Here is a 15949-nt window from a genome sequence, read left to right as displayed (position 1 = left end):
CAGCGGCTGTCCCAGACAACTTCCATTGTAGTGCCACAAGCGGCTCGGGCGTCCTCGCACCGAGGCGGTAAGCCGAAAAATCTGACCAGAACGGGCGGCGCTATCACTGATCCTGTCTGCCCGTTGCCCGCGCCTTCGATGAGGAGCGACAGTCATGCGCCGAATTGCGGCGATCCTTTTTTGTCTTCTCCTGCCTTCCGTGGTTTCGGCAACTGAGTTGCCGAAACCGAAGGGAGAGGTCTTGCTGACTGTTCGGGGCATGATCTCGCATCGCAATGCGGGCACCGAGGCTGTGTTCGACCGGGCGAACCTTGAGGCGCTCGGCCTCGCCACGATCCGGACCTCGACCCCTTGGACTGATGGCGTCGTCGAGTTCGAGGGCGTTCCCCTGAAGGCAGTGCTTGCCGCCGTCGGGGGTAAGGGAAAGGAGCTGGTAGCCACGGCCCTCAACGACTACAAGGCCAATCTCCCGATGAGCGACGCGGAGCAATACCGCGTCTTGCTGGCCCTTCGCATGAACGGGCGGGACCTGTCCCTGCGCGACCGGGGGCCCCTCTGGATCGTCTACCCCCGCGATGCCCACGCGGAGCTGAGATCGAATTCCTTCAATGTCCGTTGGGTATGGGCCTTGAGCACCCTCGAGGTCCGATGACCAGGCTCTTTCGCGGCGCCGGACCCTTCTGGCTGCTGACCACAACCATCGCGGTCTTCGTCACGAGCCTCATCATCCTCGGGGTCCACCTTGCCAGGATCGACCGCGAGATCGGGCGCGGAGAAGGGGAGAACGTCGTCTGGACATTCAGTCAGGCCGAAACCGACCTGCTGCGCGCATTGGTTGTTCTCGCGCGTTTCTCGGCTGGAGATCCGAACGCTTCGGCGTCGACCGTCGTGCGACGCTATGATCTCCTGTGGAGCCGGATCACAGGCCTGCAGTCGGGACAGGCCGCGAAGCGTCTCCACGACATGCCAGTCGTGAGCCACGCCATCAACGCGGCCATGGTGACACTGGCCGGGATCGAACCCCTGATCAATCGGCTCGCCGAGGGCGAGAGGGACGTGGCGGCGGAAATCGAGCGCCGCCTCGTGGTCCTTCACCAGCCGCTTCGCGATGCGGCCGTGTCCGCGCTTCAGAGCGAAGCGGACCGGATCGCCGCACTTTCACAGACAAAGCGCCTGGGCGTCGCCGGAATATTTGCCCTTCTGCTGGGGCTTCTTGCCGGCGGCGGCTTGCTCGTCGCGCAGCTGGTGCGTGAGGCACGCCGTGCGAGCCGGATGGCGCGTGCTGCTGTTGAGGCGGAGACGGAGGCGCGGCACGCCGGTCGTCGCTTCAGGGATATCGCGGAGGCGGCCTCGGACTGGTTCTGGGAGAGCGACGCCGACTATCGCCTGACCTACATTTCGGACCGACTGGAGGAGCTGTCGGGGGAGAAGCCCGAGGCCGTCATCGGCAAGCGCCGGTGGGAGCTGCGCATTTCCGAGGATCACGACGAAAGCAACTGGAACCGGCACCGGGCCGAGATCGAGGCGAAGCGCCCATTCCGCGACTTCGTCTTTCCCTACCTCGCCGCTGACGGTGGCATCCGCTACTGCAGGGTAAATGGCAAACCGGTGTTCGATCAGGATGGCCGGTTCGTTGGCTATCGCGGCACCGGAACCGACATCACCGGCAGAATGCTGGCGGAGCAGGCGCTGCGGGCGAGCGAGGAACGGTTCCGGCTTCTCGTCGACGCCCATCCGGTTCCAATGGCGGCGATCGATCTGGAGGATGGCCGGATCCTTTTCGCCAGTCCGCCCTGCGCGGGGCTTCTCCGCGTCGGGATGGACGAGGTTCTATGCCGGCCACTGGCAAACTTCCTGGCCGATGCCGCGGAAGCCGAAAGGCTCCTCGCGCAGCTCAGAAGGGAGGTTTCCATCTGCAGTGCCGAGGTCGAACTGGATACGGCTGCGGGTGCGCCGCCCCGGGTCTCCATCGACGGGCACGCGATAGCCTTCGACGGCCGCCCGGCCGCCGTCATAGCGATCACGGATCTGACGGAGCGGCTTCGGACCGAAGCGGAGATCGAACGCCAGAGAGAGGCCTTGCATCAAAGCGAGAAGATGGCCGCGCTCGGTTCGCTTCTCGCCGGCGTTGCGCACGAACTCAACAATCCCCTGTCGGTCGTGGTCGGCCATGCAAGCATCCTGCGCGACTTGAGCTCGGACGAGGCGACACGCGAGCGCGCATCGAAGATCAAGAGCGCCGCGGATCGCTGCGCGAGGATCGTCAAGACCTTCCTGGCCATGGCGCGCAGCAAGCCCGAGGAGCGGGGGGACGTTCAGGTGAACGCCGTGATCGACGCGGCGCTCGACATTCTTGCCTATGGTCTGAGGACCAGCGACGTTTCCGTCGAGCGCCGTTTCGCCGCCGAGCTGCCCGTCGTTCACGGCAGCTCCGATCAGATGCATCAAGTGTTCATGAATTTGATCATCAACGCCCAGCAGGCTCTGCAGGACGCCGCGCCTCCGCGTCGCCTGGTGATCACGACGCGTCTCGAGGACCACGCGGTGGTCGTCGAACTTGCAGACAATGGCCCGGGTATTCCGGCCAACCTGCGCTCCCGGATCTTCGACCCGTTCTTCACGACCAAGCCCCAGGGTTCCGGAACCGGTATTGGACTGGCCGTGTGCCGTGGCATCGTTCTGGCGCATGGCGGGACCATAACCGCCGAGTCCGGCTCGGACGGCGGTGCGATCTTCACCGTGCGCCTGCCGGCGGCGACGGAGACCTCGGTGGAGCAGCCCCAACCGGCATCGGATCCTGGCATCAATCCCTGCAACCGTGTCCTGGTGGTCGACGATGAGCCCGACGTCGCCGAGGCGCTGGCGGAAATCCTGTCCATGGCCGGAAACCACGTCTTCGTCGTCGGGAACGGCCGCGCGGCCTTGGACTGGATCGCACGTAACCCCGTCGACGCCGTGGTGAGCGACCTGCGGATGCCGGTCATGGACGGCATTGCTCTCTATCGCGAAATTGCGGCCACGCGCCCCGACCTCGCTGCTCGCATGATTTTCATTTCCGGAGATACGCTTTCGCCCGCGATGACGGCTTCGCTCAGCGAAACCGGCGTTCCTGTCGTCGAGAAGCCCTACGAGCCTGCCGAAATCGCACGGCAAGTGGCGGCGACTATCGAACGTGGCTCCGCTGTTCCAGCGTCCGCGTGAACGCAATCCATATGACCTGACTCGCATTCCGAGCCTGCTCGCGGGTCGTCCCGACGCAGGTCGCCGAGGACGTATGCGAAGTCGGTGCCGCCCATCCTTGGGCTTTTCCTCTACGATCCCGAACGGCGCGATCCCTTGGCCGCCCGTAGCGCGTTCGTCGCGCCTATCTTCCGCTGCTCGGGACGCCTGGCTCGCCGACGCCGGGCCCGTCGTCGCGGGCAAGAGCGTGCGCCAGGCGGCCTAGGCCGCCGGGGTGCACCGCACGACCTCCTTCCGTTGGCGCCATCGGGTTCTGAGCGCGCCCCGCGGTCGAACCCAGGCACCTCTCGGGCATCGTCGAGGCCGCCGAGACCTACTTCCTCGAGAGCCACAAAGGCTCGAAGGCATGGGCGCGGACAACGCGCGGGCTGCCGACCGCGCGGCCGCTCAACCGGCGTTCGGGGACGAGCGAGGTGTCGGCCGGAGCATCCCAGGATCACTCCGCCGTCAATGGGCCCCGTCGCGTCTTCCCACCGGACGCCGCCGGAACGGATGCGTGCTTTCCACCGGCATTGCCGACAAGCGGGCTTTTCATGGCTCCGCCCGCACGATTACCTCGTATTCCATGACCTCGTCGTTTCGGTTGGCTTGCTGCAGGAGGATCAGATAGCCGCTGCTGCTCCTCAGGACATGGCTCAGATTGGCCCGCCTGAAATCGGTCAGAACCTCCTCATATTGACCATTGAAAATCCTTACGGTGTAGTATTGCCCCGTTGTGTTGTTAATTATAAGACGGTTGGCACTCTTGCTTCCTTCTGGAACGGCAACCACATAGTAATCCCGATCCTCCTCCCTGAGCGAACCCCGTGCCCAGACACCGAACTGAAGTACATTTGCCTGCCCTTGGATGTCGTTCGGTTCGACCTCGCTCGCGTTTATGCTCTGCCGCTCGAAAAGCGTAGCGGAACCCACCTTGGCCACGGCTTCCGTTCCGGAGGCACGCCAGCCCCATGTGTTGGGACGATGCGGGACGAAGAGCGGCAATGAGAACAATGCACAGCCGGCAATGATGATGACCAGCGCAGGCGTGGATAGATTGGCTTCGAAGCCCATGATCTTCAGGTGACTGGCAGCACCCTCACGGCGCATTGCGATCAGGATCAGACCGAAGGCGATCATCAGAATCCCGACGACAGTCGCGATGATCTGCTGAATGTCGTTCATGCGCTTGGCCTCGCATTGACCATACTGGTGCGCCGTGGCACCGACAGCATACACGAGGCCCGAAATGCCGTTCAGATGTACGCTGCTCGCGGCATGAAATTCACGATGGCTGGAAGCTTGACCGAAAGCCTCCTGCTGTCGGTGATGGTCGATTAGCGGGCCGCCCGGATCGGGACGCCCTGCGGTGCCCCCTGCCCTTCCGCGCCGGGCCAAAAGCGAAAGGTCCCGGGGGCTTGCGCCACCGGGGCCTCGGAATCTGGTTGCGGGGGCAGGATTTGAACCTGCGACCTTCAGGTTACGTAGCTTTGGCGACATGCCCTAGTCCGACAATTTGGAGCGCCGCGCAAAGGCCCACGTGCCCGAGGCGGTCCGCTTTGCCACCAAGCCGCGCCCGGCGGCCGACAGCATCTACGGCATGGGCGAGCTTGAAATGGCGCTGCGCCGGGCCGGCAAGGGCTATGTTCTGGGCGTGACGGGCGCCCACCACTTCAACTCCTGGGCCAAACGGACGGCGGTCTCGGGCACTGCCTCGGAGATCGCTGAAGCGGTCCCGGCCTCACGCCGGGTCCGGCTCTCGGCTGGCGACGGGACCAAGGGGCCGCGCTTGTACGACTGGGCCTACCTGGAGCTGGCCGATCTCGATCCCGAGGATGTCGGCGCGCCGGCCGGGCTGGGCCTGTGGACGCGCGGCGTGCTGATCCGGCGCAAGCTCGGCGACGGTGGCCCGGCCTTCTTCACGACCTGGTGCCCGGCCGGCACGCCGCTGGAGGTCCTGGACCGGGTCGAGGGGCGGCGCTGGGCCGCCGAGGACGCCTTCGAAACCGCCAAGACCGAGCTAGGTCTGGCCCACAACGAGACGCCAGCTGGCACGCACGTCTTGCTGGTCATGCTTGCCTTCGCCATGCTCGCGGTGATCCGCCACAAAGCGGAGACGCGCCTGCCGCCCACAAAAAGCAGGCGGTCGAAAGCCAACGCCCATGGTGCGCTGGTCCGCACAGGAAATCCGTCGCGTTGCCTGGCGTTTAACTCAGCGCCAGATCGAACCGGCGATCGTCATCGCCTGGTCCGCTTGGCGCCGTTGCCATCAGGCCATTGCCCAAGACGCCTACCTCAGCCGTGGCACGCAACTGTAATGCTAGAAAGCGTAGCGAAACTGGTTTCGGGTTGTTGGGAGGGGCATGGCTGCTCCACTCGTATCCAACGCCCTCTGAAATGTTGTCGCCCCGCTGATCCCGCCTGAGCCACCGAAGCCGAAAGGTGGACGGCCGCGGATCGACGATCGCGCGGCCCTGACCGGTATCCTGTTCGCGCTGCGCACCGGCACTCCCTGGAAGCTGCTGCCGGTGGAGATGGGCTGCGGCTCGGGCATGACGTGCTGGCGTCGGCTCCACGAATGGCAGCAGGCCAGCGTGTGGGAGCGCCTGCATCGTGTCCTGCTCGACCGGCTCGGCTGGGCCAACGCGATCGACTGGTCGCGTGCCGCGGTGGACAGCGCCAGCGTCCCGGCCAAAAGGGGGCGAGGAGACCGGTCCGAACCCGACGGATCGTGGCAGGCCGGGCTCGAAGCGCCACCTCCTGGTCGACGCCAACGGCATCCCGCTCGCTTTGAGGATCTCCCCGGCCAACCGCCACGACAGCCTGCTCATCGAGGAACTCGTCGATGCCGTGCCGCCGATCCGCCAGTGCGTCGGCCGGCCGCGCCGAAGGCCCGCCAAGCTCCCCCGGATCGCCCGGCGCGCCATCGAGAGCAGCGAGCGCCTGGGACGACACCGATGGGTGGTCGAGCGCACACTGGCCTGGTTCGCCCGCTTCCGCCGCATCGCTGTCCCTACGAGCGGCGCGCCGACATCTTCAGAGCATTCCACCACATCGCCGCCAGCCTCGTTTGCCGGCGCTTCGTCCAGAGATGGTTCTGTTAGGCGGTCTTAGCTCAACGCCCAATCCACCGCGCCAACTGCATGGATCCGTGTTGTGTCGAACACCGGAACCGGAACGTCCTTCTGGTCCAGGAGCAATCCGATTTCCGTACAGCCGAAGATGACGGAGTCGGCGCCACGTTCAGACAGCCTTTCAATTTCGTTCAAGTAAGCCTGCCGTGTCGTGGCGCTGACGATACCGCGACAAAGCTCGTCGTAGATCCCTGTGTGAATCACCTCCCGTCCGGCCGCATCGGGAATAATGACATCAATGCCGAAGCGTTCACCCATGCGCTCGACATAGAATCGGCGCTCCATCGTAAAGCGTGTTGCCAAAAGCGCCGGCCGCTTCACCTTGGCTGCTCGGATAGCCTCGGCAGTCGGATCGACGATGTGCAGCAGTGGGACCGAGATCGCGGCCTCGACGAATCCGGCCACCTCATGCATGGTGTTCGTACAAATCATGATCGCCGCCGCGCCAAGCTCTTGCAGTTTGCGGGCGTCGCACGCCAACCTCTCGCCGGCGAGATGCCACTCCCCGCGCGCCTGCATCTCGGCGATCTCAGCAAAATCGTACGAGTTAAGAAGCAGCCGCGCCGAGTGAAGCGCGCCAAGCCGATCACGCACGTGCTCGTTCATGATACGATAATAGACGGCCGTGCTCTCCCAGCTCATGCCACCCAAAAGCCCAATCGCCCGCATGGTGCCTCCATTGATGTTCGATTGTGTCGCGCCAGCAAGCCAGGACACGGCTCAAACGGCGGGTCCCATTTGCGAGTCCGCGGTGCCGGCGGCCGGATAGGGCCTGTGCACCGGCGTGCGGCATCATTTGGTTCGTTGCCCGCAGGATCAGTTGTACCAATACTCCAGCGATGATGCCGACACGTAATCGGTTCCCGCGACCAAGCCAACCGCGTCAACGACGATGGAGTTCTCGTCACCTTCGGGGCTCATCCAACTGAACAATGTCCTACCTTCCTGTTCAGTCACAGCAATATTACCGAACTCCATATCGCAGAACACAAGCACGTCACCCCAGCCCTTGCTGGCTCCTTCGAAGCCGACGATCCTGTCGTGACCGTCGCCGGTGTCCTGTCTTGGGGCGCGGAAATTGTACAGGAACGTATCGTCGTTGCTTCCGCCCACGATCACGTCGTCACCGGAACCACCATCGATCAGGTCTCTCCCCATTTGCCCATAGATCGTGTCGCTGCCCTGGTTGCCTTCAAGCCTGTCGGCGCCTGCGCCGCCGAAAACTGTGTCACTTCCCTTGCCCCCATGTGCGAAGTCGGCGCCGAAGCCCCCGTCGATGACGTCATTGCCGTCTCCGCCCAGCAACTCATCGTCGTCTCCCTGGCCGTAGAGCGAGTCGTTGCCTTTACCACCGTGTAGGTCGTTCGCTCCGTCCGTGCCCTTGAGCATGTCGGCGTAATCTGAGCCGCCAAGGCTCTCAATGCTGTACAGCTTGTCGCCTTCCGCATGACCGCCGTGGACCTCACCGGTCGCCAGACTCACCGTCACTCCGGCGTATGAGGTTCCGTACGTTGCGAGGTCCTTGCCGGTTCCGCCCGAGATGACATCGGCGCCCGCCATGCCTTCAAGGATGTCGTTGCCGCTGCGACCGATGAGTTCGTTTGCGATCGCGTTGCCGACGAGCGTGTCTTCGTAAGCGGACCCCCAGACATTCTCAATGCTGATCAGCTTGTCAGAGACAATTCCGGCAGGATCATCCGCGACACCGTCCTTGAGGGAGACCAGAACAGGTCTGTCCAGGTGGGCATAGGACACGAGGTCTGTCCCAGCACCGCCGTCGATGATGTCCATCCCGGTTACGCCACGGTTCACCAGGATGTCGTTGCCTCCTAAACCGTGTAAATGGTCATGGCCTGCCATGCCATCGATCGTGTCGGCATCAGTCGTGCCGATCATGGCCATAGGGCCCATATCGTTGCCGTTGGTGCCGTAAATGATGGCCATAGTTTCGTCTCCAACTTGTGCAGCGGAACGCCCGCGAAACGCCCGGCTAGTAGCGGTAGCTGCCCGTCGCGTCTTTATGCCTGCCCCACGTATCAATCCGTCGTCGTGCGGAACTGCGGCCGTTTCAAGTGTTTCGTGAACGGTTGCGCGGCTGACGAACCGTGATACTTGCGATCTCGTGGCTGCAACGACCGACTCTGCTATTACAAAGTCCGAGTCAAACGGATCGACTGTGTAGTTTCGCTACCATGTCCCGTCAGCCCGATCGTCCTCTCCGGGGCGCAGGATTCCGCCTGTCTCAGGAGTGCAGTGAGGGCCCTGCAGACGAAGTGATGAAGCTGTTCACGGTGATCGGATAATTTCGAGGACATGCTGTCCCCTAACCCCTGCGAAATCGTCCATAGCAATTTTGGATTGATTTTGTATAGTCTGCAGCCCCGAAGTAGTTGCGGCATGGACGAAACCGTTCGGCACACGTCGAAGGTCTTCTACGATCCGGCCTTGTGGCCCCGGATCACGTCCGTGGTCATTCGCCAGGACAGCCTCCCCACCCTCCCCATTTTCCCATTCAGGGCGCTCTCGCCGACGGGTCTTTCGAAGGGCCTATATCAGTTTCGCCGCTCGGCGTGGGAATACCGGCCAAAGGCTCACCGTACGGCACGTTGGTCTTCCGTCGGCGGCGCTGACGGTCGAGCGCAGCTGGATGAGGCATACCATCAGCACATCGCTTCGCGAGCCAGCGTGGTTAACCCTTGACCCTGCCTCGGAACACTGGAAGCTCCTGGATGAAGACGGGAATGAGCGCCCCCTGGTCCACCTTGTGACGGCCGTCATGCATATCCAACGCTATCCATAGACCCTCGACTTCGCCGACGCCTGGGACTGGGTCACATGGAGCGCTTGATGCGCGGCAGACTTTCCATGAATAAGATCCGCCATACGGACCGCCGTGGTTGCGGAAGCGCATGCCCGGATCGACTATGCTGAAAGCTGCCCGAGGGCTGGGCGACGATGCTGGCGGAGGTCGGCCGTGGTTCCGTTGCGCGCGATCGTCATGTTCCAAGCAGCCGTCCGGGCCGGGAGCCTCGCAAGCGCCGCCCAGGAGCTCGGTGTCACGCCTTCCGCGATCAGCCAGCAGGTGCGCTCGCTCGAGGAGTACCTGGGAACCTCGCTGATGGGCAAAGACGGACGCACGCTCAAGTTGACAGAGGCCGGCGAGCGCTTCTACGACATGATCGCCGGCAGCATCGACGCGATTTTCGATGCGACCCAGGCGCTGCGCGGTTATCGGGCCGTTTCGAGGCTGACGATCCGGGCGGCCCCAAGCCTTGCCGCCAAGTGGCTCATGCCGCGCCTCTCTGCCTTTGTCGACGCTCATCCCCAGTTCGAGGTCCGGGTCGATGGAACCAATGAGCCCACGAACTTCGACCGCGAGGACGTGGACGTCGAGATCCGTCACGGCGAGGGCCGCTGGTCCGGCCTCTTCGTCGAAGGTCTGGCCGAGGAACGCTTCCTGCCCATGTGCTCGCCGAACTACGCCGCTGCCGGCAGCTTGTCGCCCCGCGACCTCCTCGACCGACGTCTGATCCACTCAGTGAAGTCGCAGGTCCAGTGGCGGCATTGGTTCGGAACCGCCGGCATGACGCCCGACCGGCGCTGGGAAAGGGTGCTGTTCGACCGGTCCCACATGGTGATCGACGCTGCGGCGGACGGGCTCGGCATCGCGTTGGAGAGCGAGCTGCTGGCCTGGCGCGAACTGCGCGACGGCCGGCTGGTCTGCCCCGTGACGGAACCGCCCAAGGTCGTCGTCACGACACAGTGGATCGTCTGCCCCCACGAGCGCCTCCGTCTGTCGAAGGTGAAGACTTTCATCGAATGGGTGCGGGCCGAACGGGATGACTGGCTGCGGGAGGTCGAGGCGTCGCGGCGGCCGAACCTGACGATTGTTAAGAAATCCTAACGGATTCTGTTGAACACCTAAATTGTTTGGAAAGGCCGCATCCTCGTAGCATCCGGGAACGGACAGGCAGGCGCGGGCAAACATTCCGCAGCCGCCCTCCAGAGCAACGGTGAGGATGCGACGTGAACCTCTCGACCAAACTTCTCGAACGAGCCTCCCGCAACCGTCCTGTACGGGTAGGGATCATCGGCGCCGGCAAATTCGGCTCCATGGTCCTTTCACAGGCCCAGAAGATCGACGGATTCCACGTGGTCGCCGTCGTCGACCTCGACGTTGCGAAGGCACGGCAGGCGATGGAGCGGGTCGGCTGGCCGCGTGAGCGCTACGCTGCGGGGAGCATCGGCGAGGCGGCCCGCGACGGCCGGACTTGCGTCACCAACGATGCGGGCGCCCTCATGGCCTGCGAGGAGGTCGAGTGCATCATCGAGGCGACCGGACATCCGATCGCCGGCGTTCGCCACGCCCTCGCGGCTATCGAGAACGGCAAGCACGTCGTGATGGTCAACGTAGAAGCCGACGTGCTGTGTGGCCCTCTGCTCGCCGAGCGCGCCCGGCAGAAGGGCGTCGTCTACTCCATGGCCTATGGCGACCAGCCGGCTCTGATCTGCGAGCTCGTCGATTGGGTCCGCGCCTGCGGCTTCGAGCTGACGAGCGCCGGAAAGGGCATGAACTTCGAGCCGCGCTATCGCTACTCGACCCCCGACACAGTCTGGGGCTTCTTCGGCTGGTCGGAGGAGGAGGTCGCGAAGGGCGACTTCAATCCCAAGATGTACAACTCCTTCACCGACGGCACGAAGGCTGCCATCGAGATGGCCGCGGTCGCCAACGGCACCGGCCTCGACTGCCCGAACGATGGGCTCGCCTTTCCGCCTTCCGGCCTGCATGACCTCGCCCGCGTCTTCCGCCCCGTCATCGACGGCGGACGCTTGGAGCGCAGCGGCCTGGTCGACATCGCGGCAAGCCAGGAGCCCGACGGCCGGGAGGTGTTCAACAACATCCGCTACGGCGTCTTCGTGACCTTCAAGGCGCATAACGAGTACACCCGCGCCTGCTTTAAGCAGTACGGGCTGCTGACTGACCCGTCGGGCTGGTACGCCTCGATGTGGCGGCCCTTCCACATTATCGGCCTTGAGACCTCGGTCAGCGTCCTCTCCGCCGTGCTGCGTGGCGAGCCGACCGGGACGTCGAAGGAGTTCCGCGGCGACGCCGTGGCGACGGCCAAGCGCGATCTCGCGGTCGGCGACATGCTTGACGGCGAGGGCGGTTATACGGTGTGGGCGAATGCGATCCCGGCCTCTCGGAGCCTCGCGGCCCGAGCCCTTCCGATCGGCCTCGCCCACAACGTGCGGGTCCGGCGGCCGGTGAAGAAGGACGCCATCGTCAGCTACGACGACGTGGAGCTCGTGAACGACCTCGATGTGGTCGAGCTCCGCCGCTCGATGGAGGGACGGACAGCGCCGCGCCCGGCTTCCGTAGCCTGAGGGGGAATCCATGGCAAGTCGGCCGCAGCCGGGACCCTTTGTCGTCATTGCCGAGTTCGTAGTGAAGCCCGGTCGCATGGCGGAGTTCCTCGACGCGGCGCTTGACGACGCGCGGGCGTCGCTGAGGGACGAGCCGGGCTGCCGACAGTTCGACGTGATCCGCCCGGAGACGCAGCCGGGCGGTTTCGGGGACACCGTCGTGTTCTACGAGGTCTACGACAACCGTGAGGCCTTCGACACTCATCTCCAAACGGCGCACCTGGCACGGTTCCGAGAGGCATTCCCGCCGCTCGTCGAGACCGAACGTCCGGTTCGGTTCGCGGAAAGGGTCCATCCATGACCGCGGCTGCGGGCGGTCTGGATCTCGGTTTCGTGGGCACTGGGATAATGGGTGGGCACATGGCCCGGCGGCTTGCGCTTACGGGCCACCGGGTGACTGCCTGGAACCGGTCGCGTGCCAAAGCGGAGGCGCTCGCGGCTCACGGTGTCGCCGTCACGGACGAGCCCCGCTTAGCAGCAGGTGGAGCCGACCTGGTTGTGTGCATGCTGAGCTCCGGGCCGGTGTGCGACGAGGTCCTGCTCGGTTCCGACGGCGTCCTCGGGGCGATGCGGCCAGGGAGCACGCTCGTGGTCATGAGCTCCATCCCCGTGGATACCGCCGAGGCCCAGGCCCGGCAGGCCGCGGATCGCGGCGTCCGCTTCCTCGATGCGCCGGTGTCCGGCGGAGAGAAGGGGGCCGCTGCGGGAACGCTCGCGATCATGGTGGGCGGCGACGCCGACACGTTCCGGGACGCAGACCCGGTCTTTGCGCCGCTCGGTCGCGCGACCCATGTCGGGCCCGCGGGAACCGGCCAGCTCGCCAAGCTGGTCAACCAGGTGATGGTTGCCTCCAACATCTGCGCGGTCGCCGAGGCGCTGCTCCTGGCCAAACGCGGCGGTGCCGATCCTGCTCGGGTCCGCGAGGCCCTGCTCGGAGGGTTCGCTGACTCCTCGGTGCTCAGGCAGCACGGCCAGCGGATGATCGAGGGGGATTTCAGGCCAGGGGGACCCGCCAAATACCAGGTCAAGGACACGTCCACGGCGCTGGCCCATGCGCAGCGCCTCGGCCTCGACCTGCCGGTCGCGGGCCTGATCGATGGGCTTTTCTCAGATCTTGTCGCGCATGGCGGCGGCGATCTCGACCACAGCGCCGTCATCCTCGAGCTGAGGAGACGGAGTACATAGGCCGGCGCGACGACGCCGGAAATCCGCAACAAGGCGTCCGACGACACGGACGCCGCACTGGGGAGGTTGGCATGAACGACGTGACGCATCGAGGCTGGAACCGCCGATCTGTGCTTGCCCTGGGGGCCGGGGTCGCGGCCGTCGCCCTGGTTGGAGTCCGCCGGGCAGAGGCGGCAGTGACGCTCCGGCTGGCAGTTGCCGATCCGGCGACCTCGTCGGTCGGGCAGGCCGCGACGCGGTTTGCGGATCTCGTGAAGGAGAAGACCGGTGGCGAGGTCGCAATCACGGTCTTCCCCGACGGCATCCTGTTCGGCAACGACCAGAACGCCGCGATTAACCAGCTCGGCGCGGGCGCGCTCGACGGCCTGATTCTGGCCAGCAGCGTCTATGCATCCTTCGAGCCCCGGATGAACGCGGTCAGCCTCCCCTACCTGTTCTCGGACTACAACCAGCTCATCGGTTACCTCGAGGGCGATCCCGGAAAGGCGCTCCTCGCCTCGCTCGAGCGCCTGAGAATCCAAGGGCTAGGCCTTATGATCCGGACGTTCCGGAACACGACGACGAAGCAGACCGCGATCACCAAGGCCGAGGATTTTCAGGGGCTCAAGCTCCGGGTCCCGAACAACCAGCTTTTCGTCCAGCTGTTCAAGGCTCTCGGCGCCAACCCGACACCCATGGCGTTCGCCGAGGTCTACACCGCCCTCCAGCTCGGAGCCATCGACGGCCAGGAGAATCCGGTCGAGGTGCCGCTCAACAACCGCTTTTACGAAGTCCAAAAGCACCTAAACCTGACCCGCCATGTCGCGGACTCTTACGTGCTCGCGCTCAGCAGAACCGCCTGGGGCAGAGTCCCCGCGGCGCAGCAGGACAAGGTGCGCGAGGCCGCGGCGCAGACGATCAAAGAGCGCAACGCCAAGGAGATCGAGCAGGAAGCCGCGATCGTCGCTCAGCTCAAGCAGAAGGGCATGACCGTCAACGAGTTCCAGCCCGGCGAGCTGGAGAGGATTCAGAAGATCGCTGCCGGCCTGTATCCGCAGTTCGCTGGCTCGATCGGCGCCGAGTTTCTCCAGCAGAGCCTCAGGGCGGTCGGAAAGTCATGACGATGACCATCCCAATACACTCCACACCGGCGCAGCACGCGCAGGCGCAAGGGCTCCTGGCCGGTATCGACCGCCTGATCTGGCGGGCGGTCGACGGCCTGCTCTTCGTTGTGGTCGCCGCGCTCCTCTTCTCGGTGTCCTGCCAGGCGGCCAGCCGGCTGTTTGGCTTCGGGGCGCCCTGGACTGAGGAGCTCGCCCGCCTCCTGTTCATTTGGACCGCGTTCCTCGGCATGGCGACGGGTTTCCACAGCCGGAGCCATCCCCGCATCTTCCTCCTGTCCGCGATGCTGCCGCGTTCGCTGCGTTCCCTGCCGCATTACCTGTCGGCGGTCGCGAGCATCCTGCTCTTCTCGATCGTCGGCTGGTACGCGGTCGACATGCTGATGCAGAGGCTCGCCTTCGGTGAAACATCTCCCGTGCTCGGCATCGGGATGTGGCTGGCGACCGCCCCCGTGGTCCTGGGGTCGGCCCTCGCTGCAATCGGCAGCCTGATGAGCCTTCCCAGGGACCTTGCCGACGAACGGGCAGCCCTGGCCATCCTGGACAGGAAGTACGCCACCGAAACGAACCAGGACCCCGAGACACGGGGTCGGGAGCATCGCACATGAGCCTTGTCCTGCTGGCCGTCTTCCTCGGCCTGTGCGTCGCCGGCGTGCCGCTCGCCGTGTCCCTCGGACTGGGTGCCGTCGCCACCCTCTGGTACTACGACCTGCCGCTCGTCATGGTCGCGCAATCCATGGAAACGTCGATCAACTCCTTCCTTTTGATCGCCGTGCCGCTCTTCGTGCTGGCGGGCGGCATCATGGAGCGCGGGGGCCTGTCGGAGCGCATCTTCAGCGCGGCGGAGGCCGCGGTCGGCCGTCTCAAGGGCGGACTCGGCCACGTCAACATCTTGTCCAGCTTCGTTTTCGGCGGCATCTCTGGGTCGTCGGTGGCCGACATCGCGAGCATCGGCCGCATCGAGATCCAAGAGATGACGGCCCGCAACTACCCGCTACCCTATTCGGCGGCGCTCACGCTCATCACATCGACCCTCGCGACCCTGGTGCCGCCGAGCATCCTCGTGATCGTCGCCGCCGCTGCGGCGGAGCAGTCAGTCGGCAAGGCGCTGGCCGGCGGCTTGGGCCCCGGCATCGTTCTGGCCGTCGCGCTCTTCGCATACAACGCGTTCGTGTCGAGGGTCCACGGCTACGGCAGTGATACGCGCTTCGACATGGCGACAAGCCTCAAGATGATCGGCCGCGCCGCGCCATCGCTCGGCGCCCCCGTGATCATCCTGACAGCCATGTTCTCCGGCATCGTGACGCCGACCGAGGCTGCGGCCCTGGCCGTGCTCTATACGCTGATTGTCGGCCTGCTCGTGCATCGGGAGATCCGCCTGTCGGACCTGCCTGGCCTGCTCGTCGAGGCGGGGCGGACTGCCGGTACGGTCCTCCTGATCTTGATGGTCGCGAGCACCGCGACCTACGTCTTCACGATCGACCAGCTCCCTTCCAAGGCGTCCTCGATGATCATGGCGATCACGAGCGATCCGTCCTTCGTGCTGCTGCTCATGGCCTTGATCTTCCTCGTGGTCGGAATGCTGATGGACATCGTCGCGGCCGCCCTGATGCTGATCCCGATCCTGCTGCCCGCAGCTGTTAAGGCGGGCGTCGACCCGCTGCACTTCCTGATCTTCATGGTTACGGCGCTGGCCATGGGACTGGCAACGCCTCCGGTCGGGACCTGCCTGTTCGCGACCTCGCTGGTCTCCGGCGTGTCGGTCGAACGCCTCTCCCGCGCATCCATGCCGTTCTACATCGTCAACATCGTCGTTCTCGTCGTCATCGCGTTCGTCCCGCAGATCGTCCTGTGGCCGGCGAATCTGCTCGCCGGCTGAGATCCGAC

At 64.8% G+C, this 15949-nt stretch carries 12 protein-coding genes and 2 pseudogenes; 11 read left to right on the top strand and 3 right to left on the bottom strand.

Going from position 1 to position 15949, the window contains the following annotated elements:
- The first annotated feature begins 241 nt into the window (after nucleotides 1-241).
- Together JUB13_RS19245 and JUB13_RS19240 are read left to right on the top strand one after the other, a co-directional pair.
- Nucleotides 242-652, top strand: coding sequence for a molybdopterin-dependent oxidoreductase (locus tag JUB13_RS19245; RefSeq protein WP_207481832.1), 411 nt, complete (start codon nucleotides 242-244; stop codon nucleotides 650-652).
- The gene (locus JUB13_RS19240) at nucleotides 649-3201 is read left to right on the top strand and encodes a hybrid sensor histidine kinase/response regulator (protein WP_207481830.1); all 2553 of its coding nucleotides are present in this window, start codon (nucleotides 649-651) and stop codon (nucleotides 3199-3201) included. Before JUB13_RS19245 ends, JUB13_RS19240 begins: the two co-directional genes overlap by 4 nt.
- Nucleotides 3202-3771: 570 nt before the next feature.
- On the opposite strand, the gene JUB13_RS19235 is transcribed toward JUB13_RS19240, so the two are convergent.
- A complete protein-coding gene (locus JUB13_RS19235; RefSeq protein WP_207481828.1) occupies nucleotides 3772-4404 on the bottom strand; it encodes a hypothetical protein in 633 nt (210 codons plus the stop codon).
- 337 nt (nucleotides 4405-4741) lie between these two features.
- Between JUB13_RS19235 and JUB13_RS31460 the strand changes: the two are divergent.
- Nucleotides 4742-5362, top strand: a pseudogene (locus JUB13_RS31460) (IS701 family transposase); the annotation flags it as partial.
- A gap of 268 nt (nucleotides 5363-5630) precedes the next feature.
- Nucleotides 5631-6323, top strand: a pseudogene (locus JUB13_RS19225) (IS5 family transposase).
- Nucleotides 6324-6329: 6 nt separating this feature from the next.
- Here JUB13_RS19225 and JUB13_RS19220 read toward each other — a convergent pair.
- Both JUB13_RS19220 and JUB13_RS19215 read right to left on the bottom strand, forming a co-directional pair.
- Nucleotides 6330-7022, bottom strand: coding sequence for an aspartate/glutamate racemase family protein (locus JUB13_RS19220; protein ID WP_207481826.1), 693 nt, complete (start codon nucleotides 7020-7022; stop codon nucleotides 6330-6332).
- 147 nt (nucleotides 7023-7169) lie between these two features.
- Entirely contained in the window at nucleotides 7170-8297 is a 1128-nt protein-coding gene (locus JUB13_RS19215; RefSeq protein WP_207481823.1) for a calcium-binding protein, read from the bottom strand.
- Nucleotides 8298-9327: 1030 nt separating this feature from the next.
- On the opposite strand from JUB13_RS19215, the gene JUB13_RS19210 reads away from it, so the two are divergent.
- From JUB13_RS19210 to JUB13_RS19180, 7 genes are all read left to right on the top strand, one after another.
- The gene (locus JUB13_RS19210) at nucleotides 9328-10257 is read left to right on the top strand and encodes a LysR substrate-binding domain-containing protein (RefSeq protein WP_207481821.1); all 930 of its coding nucleotides are present in this window, start codon (nucleotides 9328-9330) and stop codon (nucleotides 10255-10257) included.
- 122 nt (nucleotides 10258-10379) lie between these two features.
- Entirely contained in the window at nucleotides 10380-11738 is a 1359-nt protein-coding gene (locus JUB13_RS19205) for an NAD(P)H-dependent oxidoreductase (RefSeq protein ID WP_207481819.1), read from the top strand.
- Nucleotides 11739-11748: 10 nt separating this feature from the next.
- Nucleotides 11749-12078, top strand: coding sequence for a putative quinol monooxygenase (locus tag JUB13_RS19200; RefSeq protein WP_207481817.1), 330 nt, complete (start codon nucleotides 11749-11751; stop codon nucleotides 12076-12078).
- Nucleotides 12018-12962 (top strand): NAD(P)-dependent oxidoreductase, encoded by a 945-nt coding sequence (locus JUB13_RS31855; protein WP_328702971.1) that lies wholly within the window; start codon nucleotides 12018-12020, stop codon nucleotides 12960-12962. Before JUB13_RS19200 ends, JUB13_RS31855 begins: the two co-directional genes overlap by 61 nt.
- 71 nt (nucleotides 12963-13033) lie before the next feature.
- Complete coding sequence (locus JUB13_RS19190) at nucleotides 13034-14062, top strand: DctP family TRAP transporter solute-binding subunit (RefSeq protein WP_207481813.1); 1029 nt, start codon at nucleotides 13034-13036, stop codon at nucleotides 14060-14062.
- A complete protein-coding gene (locus JUB13_RS19185) occupies nucleotides 14059-14670 on the top strand; it encodes a TRAP transporter small permease (protein WP_207481811.1) in 612 nt (203 codons plus the stop codon). Before JUB13_RS19190 ends, JUB13_RS19185 begins: the two co-directional genes overlap by 4 nt.
- On the top strand, nucleotides 14667-15941 hold the full coding sequence (locus JUB13_RS19180; RefSeq protein WP_207481809.1) for a TRAP transporter large permease: 1275 nt from the start codon (nucleotides 14667-14669) through the stop codon (nucleotides 15939-15941). The genes JUB13_RS19185 and JUB13_RS19180 overlap by 4 nt, the downstream gene beginning before the upstream one ends.
- The last annotated feature ends 8 nt before the right edge of the window (nucleotides 15942-15949 follow it).

Source organism: Arenibaculum pallidiluteum (assembly GCF_017355985.1).
Lineage (GTDB): Bacteria > Pseudomonadota > Alphaproteobacteria > Azospirillales > Azospirillaceae > Arenibaculum > Arenibaculum pallidiluteum.
Note: the sequence above shows the minus strand (reverse complement) of the source record. Positions and strands in the feature narration are given on the sequence as shown.

Bases quoted from the DNA above. Each gene is read 5' to 3' on its own strand.
- JUB13_RS19240 (WP_207481830.1), top strand. From the start codon at position 649: ATGACCAGGCTCTTTCGCGGCGCCGGACCCTTCTGGCTGCTGACCACA.
- JUB13_RS19235 (WP_207481828.1), bottom strand. From the start codon at position 4,404: ATGAACGACATTCAGCAGATCATCGCGACTGTCGTCGGGATTCTGATG.
- JUB13_RS19220 (WP_207481826.1), bottom strand. From the start codon at position 7,022: ATGCGGGCGATTGGGCTTTTGGGTGGCATGAGCTGGGAGAGCACGGCC.
- JUB13_RS19215 (WP_207481823.1), bottom strand. From the start codon at position 8,297: ATGGCCATCATTTACGGCACCAACGGCAACGATATGGGCCCTATGGCC.
- JUB13_RS19200 (WP_207481817.1), top strand. From the start codon at position 11,749: ATGGCAAGTCGGCCGCAGCCGGGACCCTTTGTCGTCATTGCCGAGTTC.
- JUB13_RS19190 (WP_207481813.1), top strand. From the start codon at position 13,034: ATGAACGACGTGACGCATCGAGGCTGGAACCGCCGATCTGTGCTTGCC.
- JUB13_RS19185 (WP_207481811.1), top strand. From the start codon at position 14,059: ATGACGATGACCATCCCAATACACTCCACACCGGCGCAGCACGCGCAG.
- JUB13_RS19180 (WP_207481809.1), top strand. From the start codon at position 14,667: ATGAGCCTTGTCCTGCTGGCCGTCTTCCTCGGCCTGTGCGTCGCCGGC.